18 protein-coding genes and 3 tRNA genes are annotated in these 19,726 nt (G+C 40.9%); 9 read left to right on the top strand and 12 right to left on the bottom strand.

Translation table 11 applies throughout. The annotated features are described in order from the left end of the window. Nucleotides 1-10: 10 nt before the first annotated feature. Entirely contained in the window at nucleotides 11-2,182 is a 2,172-nt protein-coding gene (locus M3085_RS03875) for a S46 family peptidase (protein ID WP_249052343.1), read from the bottom strand. 203 nt (nucleotides 2,183-2,385) lie between these two features. On the opposite strand from M3085_RS03875, the gene M3085_RS03870 reads away from it, so the two are divergent. After that, on the top strand, nucleotides 2,386-3,084 hold the full coding sequence (locus M3085_RS03870; RefSeq protein ID WP_178256910.1) for a DUF4369 domain-containing protein: 699 nt from the start codon (nucleotides 2,386-2,388) through the stop codon (nucleotides 3,082-3,084). 173 nt (nucleotides 3,085-3,257) lie between these two features. Here M3085_RS03870 and M3085_RS03865 read toward each other — a convergent pair whose 3' ends face one another. The 6 genes from M3085_RS03865 to M3085_RS03840 form a co-directional block, all read right to left on the bottom strand. Continuing rightward, on the bottom strand, nucleotides 3,258-3,989 hold the full coding sequence (locus tag M3085_RS03865) for a lysophospholipid acyltransferase family protein (RefSeq protein WP_178256909.1): 732 nt from the start codon (nucleotides 3,987-3,989) through the stop codon (nucleotides 3,258-3,260). Nucleotides 3,990-4,015: 26 nt separating this feature from the next. Beyond that, entirely contained in the window at nucleotides 4,016-5,170 is a 1,155-nt protein-coding gene (locus tag M3085_RS03860; RefSeq protein WP_249052342.1) for a metallophosphoesterase, read from the bottom strand. 31 nt (nucleotides 5,171-5,201) lie between these two features. Next, nucleotides 5,202-6,101 (bottom strand): vitamin B12 dependent-methionine synthase activation domain-containing protein, encoded by a 900-nt coding sequence (locus tag M3085_RS03855; protein ID WP_204499912.1) that lies wholly within the window; start codon nucleotides 6,099-6,101, stop codon nucleotides 5,202-5,204. An 11-nt stretch (nucleotides 6,102-6,112) separates the two neighbouring features. Beyond that, the gene (locus M3085_RS03850; RefSeq protein ID WP_249052341.1) at nucleotides 6,113-7,447 is read right to left on the bottom strand and encodes a dihydroorotase; all 1,335 of its coding nucleotides are present in this window, start codon (nucleotides 7,445-7,447) and stop codon (nucleotides 6,113-6,115) included. A gap of 94 nt (nucleotides 7,448-7,541) precedes the next feature. After that, nucleotides 7,542-8,285: a polyprenol monophosphomannose synthase gene (locus M3085_RS03845; protein ID WP_178256905.1), complete on the bottom strand. Its 744-nt coding sequence runs from the start codon at nucleotides 8,283-8,285 to the stop codon at nucleotides 7,542-7,544. Nucleotides 8,286-8,316: 31 nt separating this feature from the next. Continuing rightward, nucleotides 8,317-10,959 (bottom strand): valine--tRNA ligase, encoded by a 2,643-nt coding sequence (locus M3085_RS03840; RefSeq protein ID WP_249052340.1) that lies wholly within the window; start codon nucleotides 10,957-10,959, stop codon nucleotides 8,317-8,319. Nucleotides 10,960-11,121: 162 nt separating this feature from the next. On the opposite strand from M3085_RS03840, the gene M3085_RS03835 reads away from it, so the two are divergent. The 7 genes from M3085_RS03835 to M3085_RS03805 all read left to right on the top strand — a co-directional run bounded on the left by M3085_RS03835 (nucleotide 11,122) and on the right by M3085_RS03805 (nucleotide 14,433). Further along, nucleotides 11,122-11,208, top strand: a tRNA-Ser gene (locus tag M3085_RS03835). Nucleotides 11,209-11,218: 10 nt separating this feature from the next. Beyond that, nucleotides 11,219-11,291 (top strand) — tRNA-Glu (locus M3085_RS03830). 35 nt (nucleotides 11,292-11,326) lie between these two features. Next, nucleotides 11,327-11,413, top strand: a tRNA-Ser gene (locus tag M3085_RS03825). 381 nt (nucleotides 11,414-11,794) lie between these two features. After that, nucleotides 11,795-13,024, top strand: a complete 1,230-nt coding sequence (locus M3085_RS03820) for a site-specific integrase (protein WP_249052339.1) — start codon at nucleotides 11,795-11,797, stop codon at nucleotides 13,022-13,024. Between the two features lie 5 nt (nucleotides 13,025-13,029). Beyond that, a complete protein-coding gene (locus M3085_RS03815; RefSeq protein WP_249052338.1) occupies nucleotides 13,030-13,482 on the top strand; it encodes a DUF1896 family protein in 453 nt (150 codons plus the stop codon). Nucleotides 13,483-13,704: 222 nt separating this feature from the next. After that, nucleotides 13,705-14,004: a hypothetical protein gene (locus M3085_RS03810; protein WP_249052337.1), complete on the top strand. Its 300-nt coding sequence runs from the start codon at nucleotides 13,705-13,707 to the stop codon at nucleotides 14,002-14,004. A 54-nt stretch (nucleotides 14,005-14,058) separates the two neighbouring features. Further along, nucleotides 14,059-14,433 (top strand): hypothetical protein, encoded by a 375-nt coding sequence (locus M3085_RS03805; protein ID WP_249052336.1) that lies wholly within the window; start codon nucleotides 14,059-14,061, stop codon nucleotides 14,431-14,433. Nucleotides 14,434-15,051: 618 nt separating this feature from the next. Here the strand turns inward: M3085_RS03805 and M3085_RS03800 are convergent. The 5 genes from M3085_RS03800 to M3085_RS03780 form a co-directional block, all read right to left on the bottom strand. Then, entirely contained in the window at nucleotides 15,052-15,225 is a 174-nt protein-coding gene (locus M3085_RS03800; protein ID WP_249052335.1) for a hypothetical protein, read from the bottom strand. A gap of 68 nt (nucleotides 15,226-15,293) precedes the next feature. Beyond that, nucleotides 15,294-15,836: a TIR domain-containing protein gene (locus M3085_RS03795; protein WP_249052334.1), complete on the bottom strand. Its 543-nt coding sequence runs from the start codon at nucleotides 15,834-15,836 to the stop codon at nucleotides 15,294-15,296. Nucleotide 15,837: 1 nt separating this feature from the next. Next, a complete protein-coding gene (locus M3085_RS03790) occupies nucleotides 15,838-16,818 on the bottom strand; it encodes a caspase domain-containing protein (protein ID WP_249052333.1) in 981 nt (326 codons plus the stop codon). A gap of 12 nt (nucleotides 16,819-16,830) precedes the next feature. Continuing rightward, nucleotides 16,831-17,238, bottom strand: a complete 408-nt coding sequence (locus M3085_RS03785; protein WP_249052332.1) for a TIR domain-containing protein — start codon at nucleotides 17,236-17,238, stop codon at nucleotides 16,831-16,833. A 242-nt stretch (nucleotides 17,239-17,480) separates the two neighbouring features. Beyond that, entirely contained in the window at nucleotides 17,481-18,800 is a 1,320-nt protein-coding gene (locus tag M3085_RS03780; protein WP_249052331.1) for an AAA family ATPase, read from the bottom strand. A gap of 507 nt (nucleotides 18,801-19,307) precedes the next feature. Between M3085_RS03780 and M3085_RS03775 the strand changes: the two genes are divergently transcribed. Next, nucleotides 19,308-19,724, top strand: coding sequence for a PcfK-like family protein (locus M3085_RS03775; RefSeq protein ID WP_249052330.1), 417 nt, complete (start codon nucleotides 19,308-19,310; stop codon nucleotides 19,722-19,724). Nucleotides 19,725-19,726: the final 2 nt, after the last annotated feature.

Raw genomic sequence — 19,726 nt, 5'->3', positions numbered from 1 at the left:
TGTGATTATTTTATTCTACAATCGTCATTTCGTCAATCAAATTCTTACAGCCGCCCAACTTCTCGATGATGAACAACACGTAACGGATATCCACCGCGATGCAACGCTGAAGGTTATTGTCGAAATTGATATCACCTGAAAGAGACTCCCAGTTGCCGTCGAAAGCTGCTCCGATCAACTCACCGTCGCCATTCATCACCGGCGAACCGGAGTTACCGCCCGTAATATCGTTCGTAGTCAGGAAGCAAGCAGGCATTTCGCCGTTAGGCAGAGCATAACGTCCGTAATTCTTGGTAGCATAAAGTTCTTTCAACTTAGCAGGCACTACGAATTCCGGATTATTCGGGTCTTCTTTTTCCATTACCCCTTTCAGTGTGGTATAGTATTTATAGTGAACACCGTCTTTCGGGTCATACGATTTCACGTTTCCATACGTAAGACGGATAGTGAAGTTTGCATCCGGAGCTTTCGGCGTGGGAGCATACATTTCGCACAGTCCGCGAACGTAAGTTTTATGCAACAGATTGATATCGCCGTTTGCCTCATCCAGCTTGTTAGTCAACTCCTTATACATATCGCTTACCGCGTTTGCATATTGTGCCGACAGGTCTTTGTCGATGGCTTCCCGGGTAGGATTAGCGATGAAGGCATTGAAGTTTTTCTCATTGGCAAAGATGCTGTTGTCATACAAAGCGTCTATGTAAGCATTGTAATCGCCCTTAAACTCGGTCTGGATGGTTTTGTAGAATCCGGGCAATGCTTCTGCCGGCACACTTCCGGCGTACAGCGGCAGCAATACCTTAGCCACCTTGCGGTCTACCTCGTGGTCGTAATCCTTGTTATGGATTTCGGCGTAAGCCTCTTTCAAGTCGGCTATCGCCTTTTCGATGTCTTTCTTTTTGTTCTTTTCCAAAGCCACACCCAAGTCGCTCAAAACCGACACTTTAGAAGCCAACGAAAATTCGATACCGTTACGGAACGTTTCCGCAAAGTAAGTTAACTGGGTACGAATCGGCAATACGCGGTCTACATAGGCATCAATCTGCCCCACTACCTTTGCATACGCATCGTTGTTTTTACTGTTGGCAAACTCAAGGAATTTTACTTCCTGCTCTGCCTTCGCCTCCAACACCTTATTATCGATGATGGCTTTATTCATACCGATGGAGTTTTTCCAGTAGTTGCTTGACGATGCAAACTTGCTGGCATACTGGATGCGCACTTTATCGCTGGCAGCCATTTCTTTACGCAACACAGCCTGACGTGCCTCGCGCACGGCAATGCGGGGGATATTCGTACCCTCCATACGCAAGCGCACTTCGCTCTCGGTAAGGTAACGGCTTGTACTGCCGGGGAATCCCATAATCATGGCATAATCGCCTTCCTGCAACCCTTTCAGCGAGATGGCAAGATGTTTTTTCACTTTGAGAGGAACGTTCTCAGGACTATATTCTGCCGGGTTACCGTTTTTATCGGCATAGATACGGAACACAGAGAAGTCGCACGTATGCCGGGGCCACATCCAGTTATCCGTTTCACCGCCAAACTTACCGATGGATGAAGGCGGGGCAGCCACCATGCGCACGTCGCTGTACGTTTTAATGAAAAACAAATAATATTTATTGCCCTCGTAGAACGGAAGCGCTTGAGTAGAAATGCCCGGTTTGCCCTTCAGGTCGCTCTTCTTCAGTCCCTCGTCGGCAAGTTTTTTCAGATACTTGCTGCCGAATGATTCGGCTTCGGTAACCTTTCCTTTTTTGATATCCTCGTTCACCTTGTCGGTAACATCCACAATGCGTTCTACAAACTTGAATGTCAACCCCGGAGTAGGCAACTCTTCCGCATAGCTTTTTGCCCAAAATCCGTCGGTAAGGTAATCATGCTCAACCGAGCTGTGCTGCTGGATGGCATCGTAACCACAATGATGGTTTGTCAGAATCAATCCGTTCGGCGAAATGATTTCGCCCGTACATCCGCGTCCGAATATACCTATTGCATCTTTCAACGTCACATGGTCCGGACTATAAATATCGGCAATATCCATTGCCAACCCTTGCGCTTTCATGCGCTCGGCAAGGTTTTGTTCCTGCATAAGCTGGAGTAACCACATACCCTCGTCCGCCTTTGCCGGAGTGAAGGCTGCACAAATCAATGCGAGTGCTAATACTTTCAGTTTTTTCATTGCTTTATTTTTTACATGAGTCTATTAAAATAATCCGTCAGGCCACACGCTACGACCTGTCTGAACTGCAAAAATAGTAAAAAAAAGAACATTCCCCCGTAAATCAGTAATAATCCTCTATATAGTTTAATTTATGATAATTTTTTTCCTACCCTAACCGAAAGATTATACCTTTGCTGTGTAAAATTCAAAAGGAGATTTACATGTTTAGATTTTGTTTTTTCCTGTTGTGTGCTGTTCTATGCGCCTCTTGCAGTAAAAAGTATAAAATAGAGGGCTCTTCTTCCGTCTCTACGCTTGACGGCAAGATGCTTTTTATCAAAGTACCGACGGGCGATAACCTGATTGATATAGACTCGGCAGAAATCATACACGGCCTGTTCAAGATGAAAGGGAAGGTCGACTCTACGGTTTTCACGATGCTATACATGGATGACAAGAAAATCATCCCCATCGTGCTTGAGCAGGGTAACATTTCTATCCGGATAGATAATGCGCGCATCACCATCAAAGGTACACCGCTGAATGACAGTTTCAACAATTTCATTTTGAGCCAGAACTCGCTGGACGACCGCGCTTCGGAAGTAGAGTACGAAGAAAGCCGCATGATTATGGACGGCACGTATGGACCGCAGGAGCAACACGAAATTGTAAGAAAACGCAACCAACTGCAAGAAGAGCGAAACAATCTCATCAAAAACTTTATCCAAGACAATTACGAAAATGCGCTGGGGCCGGGCATCTTTTTTTGGATAGGAAGCAACATGCCGTTCCCGTTTCTTACGCCCACGATGGAGGAAATCGTAGAAAAGGCTCCCGATTCGTTCAAGAATAATCCGATGGTAAAAGACTATGTGAGTGCCGCACGCAGCAACATGGAAAAGATGGGTATCATTCACTGATTTTTTCTACCCATAGAACCGGTCGGTTCTACCCATAGAAACACTGAGCTTTCCGAATAGAAACCACCTGCCTTTCGAATAGAAAAAAACGCGGGGACATTTCGAGTGAAACGAACATTACGTTCTGTCGAAATGTCCCCGCGTTTTTATTGGGATAATGCGCTGAATTCGGCTTATTTGTATTTTTCGTCCAACCCGCTTGCTATCGACTTATACGATTCTTCCATCAGCATTTCGAGGTTTTCCGTACCCTTCTTCCCTATCGGATAGATGGGTTTATGAATGGTAAGCGTCAGCGGATGACGCGACAGGAGTTTTCCGGTACGGGGAAATATTTCGAACGAACCGTTTATCGTCATCGGCACGACAGGCATTTGAAGCTGGTCGGCAATGAAAAAAGCCCCTTTTTTAAATTCGTTCATCTTACCCGTAAACGTGCGGCGTCCTTCGGGGAAAACCATGAGTGAAGTACCGTTGGTCAGCACCCGTTCGGCATACTTGATGGTTTTATACATCGAACGCGGATTCGACTTGTCGACGAAGATGAAACCTGCCGACTCGCACGCTTTTCCCACAAACGGAATCTTGCGCAGACTTTTCTTCATCATCCACTTGAAGTTCCGCCCCAAGAAGCCGTAAATCAGGAAGATATCAAACGCTCCCTGATGATTGGCAAGGAAAACATACGAGGTATGATGGTCGATGTTTTCGCGCCCTTCGACCTTTACCGGCAACAAGAAAACAAGGCACGTCAGTTGCGACCAGATTTTTCCGGGATAATATCCCCAAAAGTGTCCGTTCCCCAGCCAGCAACCAACCATCGTGGTGAGAGCGGTAAGCAACGTAAGAACGATAAAGATAGGTAATCCGATACAAATTTGGTAAACAATATACAAATATCTCATAAATCAGTTTTTGTGATGATAAACAATTATTTTTCTTTCTGTAAAGTGATGACTGTGATTTCAGGCCATGCCCCCAAGCGCATCGGGAACAGTACGTAGCCCAAACCTATATTGACATAAAGTCCGCGCTTGCCTTCCAGATACATTCCGCAATGCTCAGGATAAATGAATTGGGAGGGCGAAAATCCGAACACACTGACCTGCATTTCGTGGGTATGCCCTGCCAACATCAGTTGAATGTCTGTTTGGGGCAACACCTCACGCCGCCAGTGGGTCGGGTCGTGACTCAACAGCACTTTAAACATGCCATCCGTTCCGCGCAAGGCTTTGGGCAAGTCGCCGAGGTCTGGGAAAGGCGGATTCCCGCTGTTCTCCACTCCCACCAGCGCTATCGAATCGTTTCCCCTGCGGATGATACGATTTTCGTTAAGCAACATCTGCCACCCCATACGGTTCTCGCGACTGATAAGCGTATCGACATTCGCCAATCGCTCAGCTTCCGAATTCCAATGAGTATAAGTGGCATAATCATGATTGCCCAAGATGGAATAAACACCGTCTTTTGCTTTCAACTGTGAGAATACAGGCATCAAGTCTTTCATTTCATCGGCACGACTGTTCACCAAATCGCCGGTAAACACCGCCAAGTCAGGATGCTGCTCATTACACAGGCGGATAGCATCTTGCAAGGCTTCCTGATTCCGCTCCCAGCTGCCGGAATGAATGTCTGATATTTGCAGAATCCGATAACCGTTGAACGCATCGGGGAGGTCGGGCGAGACAAACGTTACTTCATTCACCCGGAAATTTTCTTTCCCCTTTGTCCCTCCGTAATAAATATAACAAAACACAGCCAATGCCGGAATCAAAGAAATCATGCCGTGAGGAACGGCACACCGGAACAGCTTACCGACACCGCGCAGCAAAAGACTGGAAAGGACGTATACCAGTTTCGGCACAGCAATACATAACGTAACCACAAGATATACCCCGAAATAGTGTCCGAAATTTTCGTTGATAATCAGAAAAACCAACAATACCAGCAGCAGCAACACGGTAGGCAGCCAATACAGCCTCTTTATCCATTTACGCTGCGCACCACGTACGTATACTTTATAGATATACCAGTCGGGCAGCAACAGCAGGAGAAGAAACATTAATGATACTCTCAGTAAAATCATATATCACACTAATAAAAGATTTTCAATTCTCTCAAGAGGCGGATTCAATGTTTCCCGCCAAAAATTTTTTCATTGTCTCAAGCGAATATCCGCGCCGCCGGGCGTAATCGGCAAGTTGCTCGCCGTCAATCTTGCCTACCGAAAAATAGCGCGAAGCAGGATGGGCAAACATCAGTCCGCACACCGAAGCATGAGGCTGCATCATTCCGTTTTCCGTCAGCCGAATACCGATGCCTTCCATATCCAACAACTCTGCAAGCAAGAAAGATACAGACATATCGGGCAATGAGGGATACCCCACCGCCGGACGAATCCCCTGATACTCCTCACGCAGGAGTTGTTTCATCGTCAGATTCTCATCCTTAGCATAGCCCCAAATCTTTTTACGGATGGTTTCGTGGGTTTTCTCCGCAGCAGCCTCGGCAAGCCGTTCGGCAAGTGTCTTTACCAATAAACGCTTATAATCATCATCGGCATAAAGTTCTTCCATTTCCGCATCCACGGTTGTGGCAAAAGCTCCCACAGTATCGGTCCCATGAGAAAGCGGGCGTACGAAGTCGCTCAGACAGAGATACGGATCGCCGGGGCGAACGCGGGTCTGCTGGCGCAACAGCGGAAAACGTTTCCCGTCTAACAACAAATTATCCCCATCGGCATTTGCCTCCATCAACCGATAAACGGCATATACCCGATAGTCTTCGTCCAGCCCGTCCAGCATCCGGAGTGCCTCTTTATAAAGTTGCATGGCCTCTGCCGCTTTACCACGTTCTTCTTCAGGAAATTGGGTCAGCCACATTGCCCGACAAGAATCGCATCCATGCACATCGGCTATTGCAGCAAAACGAGGCTGGAATCCCCACGCATGAAAGAAATAAATCCAATTGATGTATTCCGTCAGTTCGTGTATCCGGTAAATAATCTTCCCTTCCATAACGGTATCTGTTAACGGTCGAACGTCAAAGCCTGTCCACGGTGACTACGGTCTACCTTGCCATCGGTATAAACCAGCGCACCGTTTACAAACGTTTTTTCTACTTTCGCATGGAAGTGTCTGCCCTCCATCGGACTCCATCCGCATTTGCTCTGAATACAATCAGACGTCAGCACCCACTCTTTATCAGGATTAACCAACACCAAGTCTGCCTGATATCCGGGACGAATGTATCCACGGTTTTTAATCTGGAACAGTTCGGCAGGTGCATGACACATTTTCTGTACCAACTGTTCTACCGTAAACACGCCTTCACGAACCAACTCGAACATGCTTACCAAAGAAAACTGGAGTGAGGGCATTCCCGACACCGCCTTTAATGCACCACCCTGCTTCTCGGACAGCAGATGGGGGGCATGGTCGGTGGCAATTACGTCGATAAGATTGGTAGACAACGCCTTGCGCAACGCATCCCGATCGGCGCTCGTCTTGATGCTCGGATTACACTTGATGCGTGCTCCCAGCGTGGCATAGTCTTCATCGCAAAAACAAAGATGAGAAACACACGCTTCGGCACTAATACGCTTTTCTGAAAGCGGTTTATCTTCGAACAACTCCAACTCGCGAGCCGTACTGACATGCAAAATGTGTAGCCGCGCACCGGTTTCTTTAGCCAACTGTACGGCGAGCGATGAAGACTGGTAACATGCCTCTTCACTGCGGATAACAGGATGGAACCGGATATCCGGGTCGTCGCCATACTGTTCGCGGATACGCTCTGTGTTGCGGCGAATCACCTGCTGGTCTTCGCAATGGACGGCAATCAGCATCCCCGCCCCAGAGAAAATCTTACGCAAAGCATCCATACGGTCGACAAGCATATTGCCCGTACTGGCTCCCATAAAAAGTTTCACGCCGCATACATGTGTTTTATCTAACTGGCTCAGCATATCAGCGTTATTGTTGGTCGCCCCGAAATAGAATGAATAGTTTACCACACACTTGGTAGCGGCATCGGCAAACTTGTTATCGAGAGCCTCAAGGGTGGTAGTTTGCGGATTACAATTCGGCATATCCATAAACGATGTCACCCCACCGGCAGCCGCAGCAGCCGTTTCGGTAGCCATATCAGCCTTATGCGTCAGTCCGGGGTCGCGAAAGTGTACGTGATCATCTATAACACCGGGAATGAGGTAACAGCCTTGTGCATCCAACCACTCGTCGCACTGCTCTGCCGGACGTCCCTCGCCCGCTATTACCTTACGGATTATTTCGCCTTCCACCAGTACAGAGCCAACAAAACGGCTACCTTCGTTTACTATAATCGCATTATATATACACAGCATGTCTAAAATAAAAAAGAATGAAAATTAAAGACTAAAAAAGGGTAATGAAGAGACTTCCCGACGTAACAGCAAGTGTTTCTTCATTACCCTTTCTTTATTTTTTTATCGGATATTTCTTGAACCAACTATCCCACTTCAGACGAATGACTCCAAACACGGCTTCGCCGAAAATACTGCTGTTCATCTTCGATGTGCCCAGCTCGCGATTAATAAATATAACCGGAACCTCTACCACCTTAAATCGGCACTTATAGGCGGTAAACTTCATCTCTATCTGAAAAGCATATCCCTTGAAACGTATCTGGTCTAACGGAATAGTCTGTAACACGGAGCGACGGTAACATACAAACCCCGCCGTAGTATCATGAATCGGTATGCCCGTAATGAACCGTACGTATTTCGATGCAAAGTACGACATCAATACACGTCCCATGGGCCAGTTTACGACATTTACTCCACTTACATAACGTGAACCGATGGATACATCTCCTCCTTCGTCATGACATGCCCGATACAAACGGGGAAGGTCATTCGGGTTATGGCTGAAATCGGCATCCATCTCGAAGATATATTCATACGTCCGCTCGATAGCCCACTTGAATCCGGCGATATAAGCCGTACCCAATCCCAACTTCCCTTTCCGCTCTATCATGAACAAGCGTTCGGGAAATTCGTTCTGTAACCGACGCACGATATCGGCTGTGCCATCGGGCGAATTATCTTCGACAACCAATATATGAAAACATTTCTCCAAGCCAAATACGGCCCGGATAATGTTTTCTATATTTTCCTTTTCATTATAAGTAGGAATAATGACTATACTATCACTTCCTTGCATGGCGTTTCTGTGTTTAGCCTGATTAGATAAATTATTTTTTTAATGCGGCAATGCTTTCCTTTAATGCGGCAATCTTGGTCTCGGCATCGGCTTGTTTCTTATGTTCCATTTCAATAACGTTTGCCGGAGCTTTGCTCACAAATTTTTCATTACCCAACTTCTTCAGTACGCTCTGCAAGAATCCTTCCTGATACTTCAGGTCGGCCTCCAGTTTTTTCAGTTCTTCCTCAACATTAATAAGATTGCCCAACGGGACAGCATATTCCGTAGTACCTACCATAAAGGTAGCAGCTCCTTCAGATTTAGTTGTTACCACCTCTATCGAAGAAAGATTGCAAAGTTTGGTGATAATGGCTTCTCCCCATGCTTCGCCGAGCGAACCCGTATTGACAATCTCCAGTGAAAGTTGCTCTTTCTGAGCTATATTCTTTTGTAAACGGATGGTACGGATACCGCTGACCACTTCTTTTACGGTTTCAAAGCGACTCAAGATAGTATCGGTTTCTGCCGTTGCGTCCTGTACAGCCGGCAACTGCTGAGTCATGATGCTTTCGCCTTCCTTGCGGTCGTAAATATGCTGCCACAATTCTTCGGTGATAAAAGGCATGAACGGATGGAGAAGTTTAAGCAACGTATCGAAGAAACCGAGCGTTTTTTCGTAAGTAACCTTATCAATAGGCTCACCATAAGCCGGTTTCGCCATTTCCAAATACCAGCTTGAGAACTCATCCCAGAATAATTTGTAAACAGCCATCAACGCTTCGCTCAAACGATATTTTCCGAAAAGGTCTTCTACCTCGGCAATCGTCTTGTTCAACATGGCTTCAAACCATTCTGTAGCCAAACGTGCATATTCCGGCTGATCTATTTCGGCAGTCTGCCATCCCTTAACCAGACGGAACGCATTCCATATCTTGTTATTGAAGTTACGACCTTGTTCACAAAGAGCTTCATCAAACAAGATATCGTTTCCGGCAGGCGCACAAAGCATCATACCCATACGCACACCATCGGCTCCGTACTTATCAATCAATTCCAACGGATCGGGCGAGTTACCCAACGATTTAGACATTTTACGACCGATCTTATCACGCACGATTCCGGTAAAATAAACATTCTTAAACGGCATATCGCCCATATATTCGTAACCCGCCATAATCATACGCGCCACCCAGAAGAAGATAATATCAGGACCGGTAACCAAATCGGTGGTAGGATAATAATATTTGATTTCTTCATTGCCGGGGTTGTTAATGCCGTCGAACAGAGAGATAGGCCACAACCACGATGAGAACCAAGTATCCAAACAGTCGTCATCCTGACGCAGTTCTTCAATCTTCATATCCTCACGTCCGGTTTTCTGCTTGGCAAGTTCAAGCGCTTTTTCCGGCGTTTCAGCCACAACAAACCCGCCTTCAGGAAGGAAATAAGCCGGGATGCGATGCCCCCACCAAAGCTGGCGACTGATGCACCAGTCTTTAATGTTTTCCATCCAATACTTATATGTATTTTTATATTTAGGAGGATAAAACTTCAGTTCATCGTTCATAACCGGAGGCAACGCCATATCTGCGAAATGCTTCATCTTTAAGAACCACTGCATGGACAACTTAGGCTCGATAGGAACGTTGGTACGTTCTGAACATCCAACTTTATTAGTATAGGCTTCCACTTTTTCCAACAATCCCGCAGCCGCAAGGTCTTTCTCTATTTGCTCGCGCACATCAAAACGGTCCATGCCCACATACAGTCCGGCAGCCTCACTGATAGTTCCGTTATCATTAAAAATATCAATACTGGGCAGATTATGTTTCTCACCCAACATATAGTCGTTTACATCGTGTGCCGGAGTAACTTTCAGACATCCTGTACCAAACTCGATATCCACATAATCATCTTCGATAACCGGGATTACGCGATTAACCAAAGGCACGATAACCTTCTTACCCTTCAACCATTGATTTTTCGGGTCATTAGGATTGATACACATCGCCGTATCACCCATAATCGTTTCAGGACGTGTAGTGGCAACTACGGCATAACGTCCTTCAGCATCACCCTCTACCATGTAGCGCAGGTAGTATAGTTTACTATGTTCTTCTTTATAAATCACCTCTTCATCCGACAACGCAGTCAAGGCCTTCGGGTCCCAGTTTACCATGCGTACACCGCGATAAATAAGTCCTTTATTATAAAGGTCGACAAAAACCTTGATAACGCTTTTGCTGCGTTTTTCATCCATCGTAAACGCAGTTCTGTCCCAGTCGCAAGACGCTCCCAACTTCCGAAGCTGCTTCAAGATAATGCCACCATGTTCATCCGTCCACGCCCAAGCATGTTTCAAAAACTCATCGCGGGTAAGATCCGTTTTTTTGATACCTTGCTGAGCAAGCTTATTTACCACTTTCGCCTCAGTAGCGATAGAAGCATGGTCGGTTCCCGGAACCCAACAAGCGTTTTTGCCCATCATGCGGGCACGACGCACCAATATATCTTGTATAGTATTATTAAGCATGTGTCCCATGTGAAGAACTCCGGTCACATTGGGTGGCGGAATAACGACGGTATACGGTTCGCGTCCGTCGGGTTTCGAACTGAAAAGTTTATTATCCAGCCAATACTGATACCATTTCCCCTCCACATCAACGGGATTGTACTTACTTGCTAATTCCATTGTTTTATTATTATCTTGTTAAGTGTTAAATGCTTATCGTTTTCATTGGTGCAAAGTTAATAAATATCCATAGAAAACACGATAAAAAAATCATGTAAATGTTTGCAAGAATGAAAAAGTTCTCCTACATTTGCACCGCATTTGAGAGAAAATGAATTCTTTGGAAGTTTGGGTGAGTGGCTGAAACCAGCAGTTTGCTAAACTGCCGTACGGGTTACCGTACCGGGGGTTCGAATCCCCCAGCTTCCGCAAAAAACATGGCGCTTTCGTCTAGTGGCCTAGGACGCGGCCCTCTCACGGCTGAAACACGGGTTCGATTCCCGTATGCGCTACACTTCAATTTCAAAATGTTAATTTTCCATTAACAGGAAGTTTGGGTGAGTGGCTGAAACCAGCAGTTTGCTAAACTGCCGTACGGGTTACCGTACCGGGGGTTCGAATCCCCCAGCTTCCGCAACGAGACTAAAAGAAGGTATTCAATTAAACCTTCACTCAAGGAGTCAAAGCACCGTATATCAATTGATTACGGTGCTTTTTTCGTATATTTTTGTTTCAAGATGAAGGCCATCCAGCATCGGTTGGCAGTCATATCTTAGTCAATTTCTGCTACAATTTCTGCTACAGAAATTTTGCTGTCACAAAAATGTAGCAGAAAATTTGAGATGAATACCATCTTGAATTCTCTGCTACAGAAAATGACTTTGCATTTTTGGCAAAAAAATGTAGCAGTGACGGTCAAAAGATAGCCAAATTGACGCCTTATAAATCACTCATTCATAATAAATTATGTCGAACTTTGTGGCAAAATTGCTACACTAAAAAATGATTAGTTATTATGAGAATGATTTTTAAAGTGTCGTTCTATGTACGCTCCAATTACGAGAACAAAAGTGGTAAATCTCCATTGATGATCAGAATCTATTTAAACAAAGAAATGCTTAATGTAGGTTCATCCAGTATCTATGTGGATAAAAAATTGTGGTGTAATTCAACAAGCCGAATGAAAGGGCGTACTCAGGAGGCATTGGTTGTCAATGCTCAATTGGATGAAATATCTACATCTTTCCAGGAAATCTTTAAGCGCCATGAGAGTGATGCTGACCTTACTCTTGAAAAAATAAAGAATTTTTTTCTTGGGAAGGATAAGGCAAAAATTACCTTTCTTGAATTCTATGATGATTATTTAAAAGAACTGCAGGCTCAGGTAGGAACAATCAAAGCAAAAGCTACCTATCACAAATATTCAGGGACCAAACGTCATTTTGAGAATTTTTTGCGATATAAGTATAGACGTAAAGACTTGATGCCCAAAGAACTGACACATCAGGTTATCAATGATTTTGAAACATACCTGCGTTCTGTAGCTAATCTTAAAATCAACACTGCAACCAAAATATTAAAGTTCTTTAAGACTGTTGTTAGGGATGCCCAAAAGAAAGACTTGATTACTCATGATCCGTTTATGAATCATCATTTCCAATTGGAGTATGTTGACCGAGGTTTCCTTACAGATGAAGAAATAAAATGTATCATGGAAAAGGAATTTCCGACAGCACGACTTGAAGCTGTAAGGGACATTTTTATTTTTTCATGCTTCTGTGGGTTGGCATACATAGATGTGGCAAATCTAACACAAGACAATATAGTCACACTTAATGGTAAACGATGGATAATGACTACACGTCAGAAGACAAAAGTCCCAAGTAATATTTTGTTGCTCGATATTCCGGCTATGATTATTGAAAAGTATAGAGGAAGAACGAAGGATGGTAAACTTCTTCCTATATTATCCAATCAGAAGATGAACAGTTACTTAAAAGAAATCGGTGATGTCTGTGGTATTAAAAAGAATTTGACTTATCACCTGGCAAGACATACATTTGCTACAATGATATTAAGTAAAGGTGTTCCTATTGAATCTGTGTCAAAAATGCTTGGTCACACCAATATAAGGACTACACAAGTATATGCCCGTATAACAAACAAGAAGATAGAAGAAGATATGCTGGCACTTGCAGGTAAATTAGATAATTTCAATGATTCCATTAACCAAATAAAAAAGTAGGTAACATGAAAACAAACGAAAAAAGAGAACTTTCTTACTTCCAGTCTTTATTGGGGAAGTATATCAGTGAACATCATCCGGAATTGTCCAATGACAAAGCTTTCCTAAGTAGCCGTGCAGATGAAGCATTGAATGTATATGCCAATGCCATAACCATTGGTCTTTCAGATCTTGAAGCTGAAGAAGCTGCAAATGAAATTATGTACAATGGACTTCACTTTTCCAAGTATGATACAATTGTAGAAGTATTATGGAATGAGTTTGCAGAAAATATACCTCAGAGTCTTGCTGAGAGGTTGGCAGCTATCCTTTTGGGCAATACAGCTATTCAGAAAACATTTGCCAAATATAAACTTGATGATGATTTTGACGGTAAACCAGAGTATGATGAACTTTACACTGAACTAACAGGTTGCATACAGATTATTATTGAAAGAAACGAGCTTCCTGTTTTCTGATTCAGTTTTACCTGTTAAAGTCGGGACAACCTTTGTTCAAGTGCAAAGGTAATTTCCGGCTTTCAATCGGCAAGGATTCCCAAAGGCTATGGGAGAAATCTCCACCTGAAGGTTGTATTTATCCCATAGTCCTTGCCTTTTCTGAAATCCGACCTTTATAAAGCTCTTGAAACAAAGGTTGTTCTATCCCGACCTAATATTAACTTTCTAAAATGGATGCTTATGAAAACAGAACCTACTTTTATATCAAATGAATCATTGAAGAAGCAACCTGTAAATCAGCCTGCTTCACATTATCGAGTTATATCTCTAATCAAGCTGATATTTTATATTGGTGTTCTGATAGGCTTTTGCTGGCTGCTTAACTGCATCATTACCAAAGAAGTGGTTATAGCCATAGGGCTGCTTATTGGCTTTACTCTCATTTCAAGCATAATGAGGTTTGCATTCTCTGTAATACTCACTATCGTCAAATGGATTGCGATTGCTGCAATCATTCTGTTCCTGGTATGCTTTATATAAGCATTAATTATGCCTTTTGAAAAAGTAACAAAATCAAATAACTCATTTTATATTATGAAACCGACAAATACTCTCGTTACGAAATACGATATTATTATACCATTTTATACCTCTGAAAATGTGACAAAATCAGTCAGGAATATTTATGACCATGAATTGTGCAAAGAAGTTATTCGACTCTACTTGTTGAACAAACTCGATCGGGTATGGAGAAATCCTTATGGCAGCTATTATTACAAGGCCAAGGGTGGTTTACCTGAATATTATAGACCTCAAATTCTAACTTCTGTTGATATTGAGAAGATTATAACACAAAAGAAAGGGGGGAAGAAGAAAAGGAACTGGCAGGAAGAAACTTGCCGGAAACTCTCCTTCTGTAACCATGCGTGTTCCACAATATATAAGGAAAGAAATCCAGGCACTTATTGATATGTATGCCCATTGGTGTGCCAGTGATGAAGAACCTGTACTTGTATCTAAAACAAGTGTTGAACAACGTTTGAAGACGATTGAATTCCTGCATTATGTGACTGAGCATGAAAAAAAGTATATTTCTAATGATGAAAAATCTTCTGTAATTTTGTAATCTTAGATATATTGCAATATGAAGCAGGATGAGTAAAGATACTGAAGAAGTAAAAATAGGTAGAATATTATAGGAAAAACCTTATTATAGTATTAGCAGTTCAGTGTTTCGCATAATAAGAGTTTAAGAATATTGCATAGAAATTTGTCAGCTTGTGTATTATCATAAATATTATCATTTATCTCATACCATTCTGTTTTTGATTATGCATTTTCAGTAAATTAGCTTCATTAGGAATTATAATACATATTATAATGGCGTTCATAATAAGAGAGGTGTGTCAAATTAATATGCCCCCAAAAAAAGTTACAGATTGTAAGTATAATATTAAAATGGCCGCACCAGGTTTCTATATAGTAATGATACGACCATTTTTTACTCTTCTAGGATATTCAAATTTCAATTATGAGTTCATCTTTTCAAAAATGAATTTTGATACCATCACGCTTCAAATACTACATTTATTTTTCTTTTCGGACACCTTTGAATGGGGTTCCGTCTTTTTTTACATCAATAAAACGGCCAGTTTGAGTGTCTCTCTTTACATATTGTTGAGTTTTCGGATTAAAAGTTTGTGACCTACCTCTTACTGCTCCATTACGATGTCCATCTCCGTACGGTGAATTTGTTGCCATGTTGTTTTTTCTTATAATTATATATCTCGAATTATACAGTCGAGACAACTCTGCTTGATATTAACAAATTATTTCCGAATATATGAAATAAGATCTTCTCCAGTAGATGAATATGAATCTGTGAAAACTTTCATTTTATCATCAATTCCATAAGGCTTAATGTATGGATAAAGAAGTAGGTATTCACGTCTAGGAGTTACCGGTTGGGCTTCTTTTGTAACAGGCATAATCATACATTTACCTGTATGACCGTCTACAACACCTAGTTCCCATGGCATCCAATTGCTTTTCCCTGCTTCTGGAGATTGAGCATAAATTAAAGATTTGCTATTCTTTAGTCTATTTTGTAACCTTCTAGCTGTGTTTTTATCAGTCTCATTCCTTTTCATATCAGGATCAACTATGCAGTCAAGATAGACTTTAAAACCCATCTTTGATAGAACATAATATATACCTTTTACAACATTCAAATCAGAAATATTGTAAGAAAGAAATATATCGAACTGTTTATTAAAAGGTGCTCCCTGAACCCCTTCACTATATGAACGTTGCTCATTAATAGATATCTTATTTACTATATTGCGAAAATATGATTCACTAAAATATTCCATATTAAATTCTTCCTTCTTTTACTAATCGCCAATAATATTTTCCTAATTCCGTTAATTTACACCCAGTACTATGCATTGCTGCAAAATACATAAACTCTTCATCTATAGGTTTGACAAATCCTATACTTTGTAATTTTTGCAATAATTTAAATTTTCTGACATTGTTTGCATTAGCATAAGGTGGGATATACTCATGATGTACTGATGGGTTATTTGTGTCCTCAAAAGATGGGTCTAGAGCCATATCTTCATTAGGATCTATAAAAAGGTTTGTAAGTTCGCGAATAACCGATAGAGGAACTTGTGGCTTAACTTTACGTAATGGTGCGAATTCCGTAACGTTTGTTTTAAAGACAGGTCTTTGATCCCATGGTCCAAATGAACGATCAATATATGCATAAACACCACCGATTGTAATATTACCACAGAAATCTGATGCTCCTCCATTAAGTCCAGCACACAATAACTCGGTAAAAAGTCCATGACCACCAGCTTCCATAGCAACCTCATCGTCACGGCAAGCAGTTAAAATAGAGACACCTGTGTTCAAAACACTACCTGCATCTTGAAGATTGTATTTTCCCATATTCCCAGAATGACAGCAGTCCAAGATTATAACTTTATTATGAACATGGGATTGATTGACGATATTCATTATCGTTGACATCTGTATTCCTGTATAATACTGACCTTTTATTGAAATATCCTGTGGCATAACTATCTCTGCTCCAGTGTTGTTCGCATAACCGTGTCCTGAGAAATATAAAAGGGAAGTATCATTATCTCCAGCAAAAAGTTGTTTAATAGCTTCCATTACCTCTCTTGAAGTTTGTGCATTCGGCATCATCTTTACGCCGAAATTCGGAGAACCATCTTCATGTCGTTCAATTGCAGCTCTGACATTATTGATATCTTCTATACATCCCGTCAGCTCATTCCCATCAGGATAATCATTGATTCCAATTAATAATGCTTTTTTCATGTAGCTAGAGTGTTAAAGTGTTTGATAAATAGCATAGTTACGAACTGCATCTGCAACAGATTTAGCATTCCAACCAACAATAACTGTTGCAGCATCTTTTACTACAGAAGAAGTGCGCTCTGCCCCCCATGGTTGGACTGCAATTATTGGTTTGTTATATCTTTTTGCCATTGCTATTTCTTTATTTATCCATTTGCTATAAGTAGCATAAACACCTGCAAGAATTATAACACAGCTACATCCTTTAACTTTTGCCTCTATAGCATCTGATAATTGCTTATCTGTTCCATTTGTATGTATAGGATTATCTTTTGGAACAGAATGATTGTAAAAAGTAACCCCTTCTTGACGAAGGAAAGATTCAATCTTGTCATAATCCTTTGAATACGACCATGAATGAGAAATAAATATTCTATACATAATAAAAAATATGAACTCTCTGGTCCATTAGCCAGGGTCTTAAATTCGAGTTCACGATGCAAATATATTTTTTTATTGTGTAGAAACAAAACTTTTACGTGAATTTTTCACGTAAAACAAAAGTTTATACTATAAGGATATAGTTATATATAGTATTTACCGTGGTAAAATAGATGTGTAAGGTGGTGCACAATAAAAAAGAGCTCCATATAGAAGCTCTTAATATTATTATCATTTTAATGTTATTGAAAATTGTTCTCGATATCGTCCTTATACTTAAGAAACATATCTATTTTACTCATAAGTTCATCTATTTGAGGAAACACTTCCTTCTCGTAAGTTTTATAAAAACTTATTGTATTATGTAAATAGTCTCTACGTCGAACACTAGTTGAACCGTATTCGTCTTTTTCAAATAGCCGTACTGCATCTCTCCTTAAAAAATCAGTATTAAGTAAGGATAAATCATGTGTAGCTACTATAAGTTGACAATTTTCGGCAATAGTTAAATACATCTTAAGAATAAAAGCAAGTGCTTTAGTATGTATACCATACTCTATTTCATCTATACAAGTAGTTTTTTCACCAATAATTATATCATATAATACTACTAGTAATTTTATAATGTTTTTTGTGCCCAAAGATTCTAATTCAAAATCTAATCCATTTTTCCCATCTTTTGTTGAATGGATAAATCGTAAATTTTTGTGAGTAATAATTCCTGATGGATATTGCTCCATCATAGCCTTAATAACTATATCTGGCGCACCGTTTGTTTTAAGTTGTGTTATATCTAAACTAGCTTCTTCTATAACATAATCACAAATATTTGTTCCTACATCGTCTAATAATCGTAAAAGTAATTTCTTCAAAACCTTATCTTTTTCAGAATCTCCAGTTTGAAGTTTATCAGCCAAACTTTTATCAGATTTGTGAACCATACTTATGCGATTCTCAAAATAATTCAAATTATTAGATAAAATTGGGCTATCTAAATTCAATGAACCAAAAGTTGAAAGTACACTAGCATTAGCAAGGGTATTTACTTCCAAATCATGTTGGTCTGATTTAGACAAATCACATGCATTGCCAAAGCTTATTACAACTTTATCTAGTTCTTTATCGTGATGTCTGTAAAATATACGAGAACCCCGGGATTGAATCAATTTAAGTTCTTCCTCTTCAATACATTCAGATGATATTTTTACATTATAATTGAAACAAACATCATTAATATAATATGTTAGTGAAAGCTCAGTAGGTTGTGTTCTAGAAAAATTATCCAATAGGAATGGTCTGTATTCTGGTTTATCAAATGGCTTTTGCGGCTTTGCAGTTGCTATCATTCGCAAATAATTTAAAGCTGAAAACATTTTGGATTTACCTGTTCCATTTAAACCTACACATAAAAGTAAACGTAATATACGCTTACCATTAATTTCTTTATACCAAATAGGCGGTAAATCTTTTGATTTATTGCCTTCTTTTTTTGAAGCCACAAATGATAACTCCGTTCTATCACGATAGCTTCTATAGTTTTTTACAATGAATGATTCTATCATATAAGCTTCAATTTAGGTACAAAAATATATTAGTATTGTAAGAATAACAAATTTTTCAATGGTTATGTTTTGTTTTCCGTGAGAAAAACTCGTATAATCGCCTTTGTTTCTTGGAATATTATTTTTTGATTTTGTGACAAAATCAGAAAGTCCTTTCAATTTCAATTTGTCTACCTCTTTTATCGCATACCTCCATTCATTTCTCTTTCCACACTTCTGACGGCCATTTACGTTCTGGTGCAAAGGTAATTACGGTATTTTACTCAGATACAAGGTCAAGCCGGTGGTTTTGTAGAAAATCTCCAGCCCTTCGGGTAGTATTTTATACAAAAACCTTGTATCTGCTAATACCTACCTTTTATAGCACCTGAAACGAAAACGACCGAAGTGAAAGAAAGACGCATAAAAAAAATGTCGGATATACGAGAGGCAGATACCAAAGGTTGAAACTCAACTCCCTCAGCTCTAGAATCCGCATAAAATTTTTAACTATTAAACTTGTGAGATATGAAAGGTACTGAATTATTCAAGGCTGCTATCCAAAACTACTTGGAGTATAGAGCAATGACGGACGATTTGTTTGCACCACGATACGCAAATCCGGCAAAGAACATTGACGATTGCATAACCTATATACTTAATGAAGTTCAGAAAAGCGGAATGAACGGATTTGATGATGATGAAATCTATTCTATGGCTATGCATTACTATGATGAAGATGATATTGAAATCGGAAAGCCTATCAGTTGTAAAGTAATGGTAAACCACCATGTTGAACTTACTGAAGAGGAAAAGCAGAACGCACGCAGAAAGGCTATTGAGCAATATCAGCAAATGGAACTCAGCAAGTTACAGAGCAGAGCAAAACAGAAATCATCTGCAACTCAGACAACCAATGTTCAACCCTCATTATTTGATTTTTGATT

The organism is Bacteroides caecicola (assembly GCF_023337095.1).
Lineage (GTDB): Bacteria > Bacteroidota > Bacteroidia > Bacteroidales > Bacteroidaceae > Phocaeicola > Phocaeicola gallinarum.
Note: the sequence above shows the minus strand (reverse complement) of the source record. Positions and strands in the feature narration are given on the sequence as shown.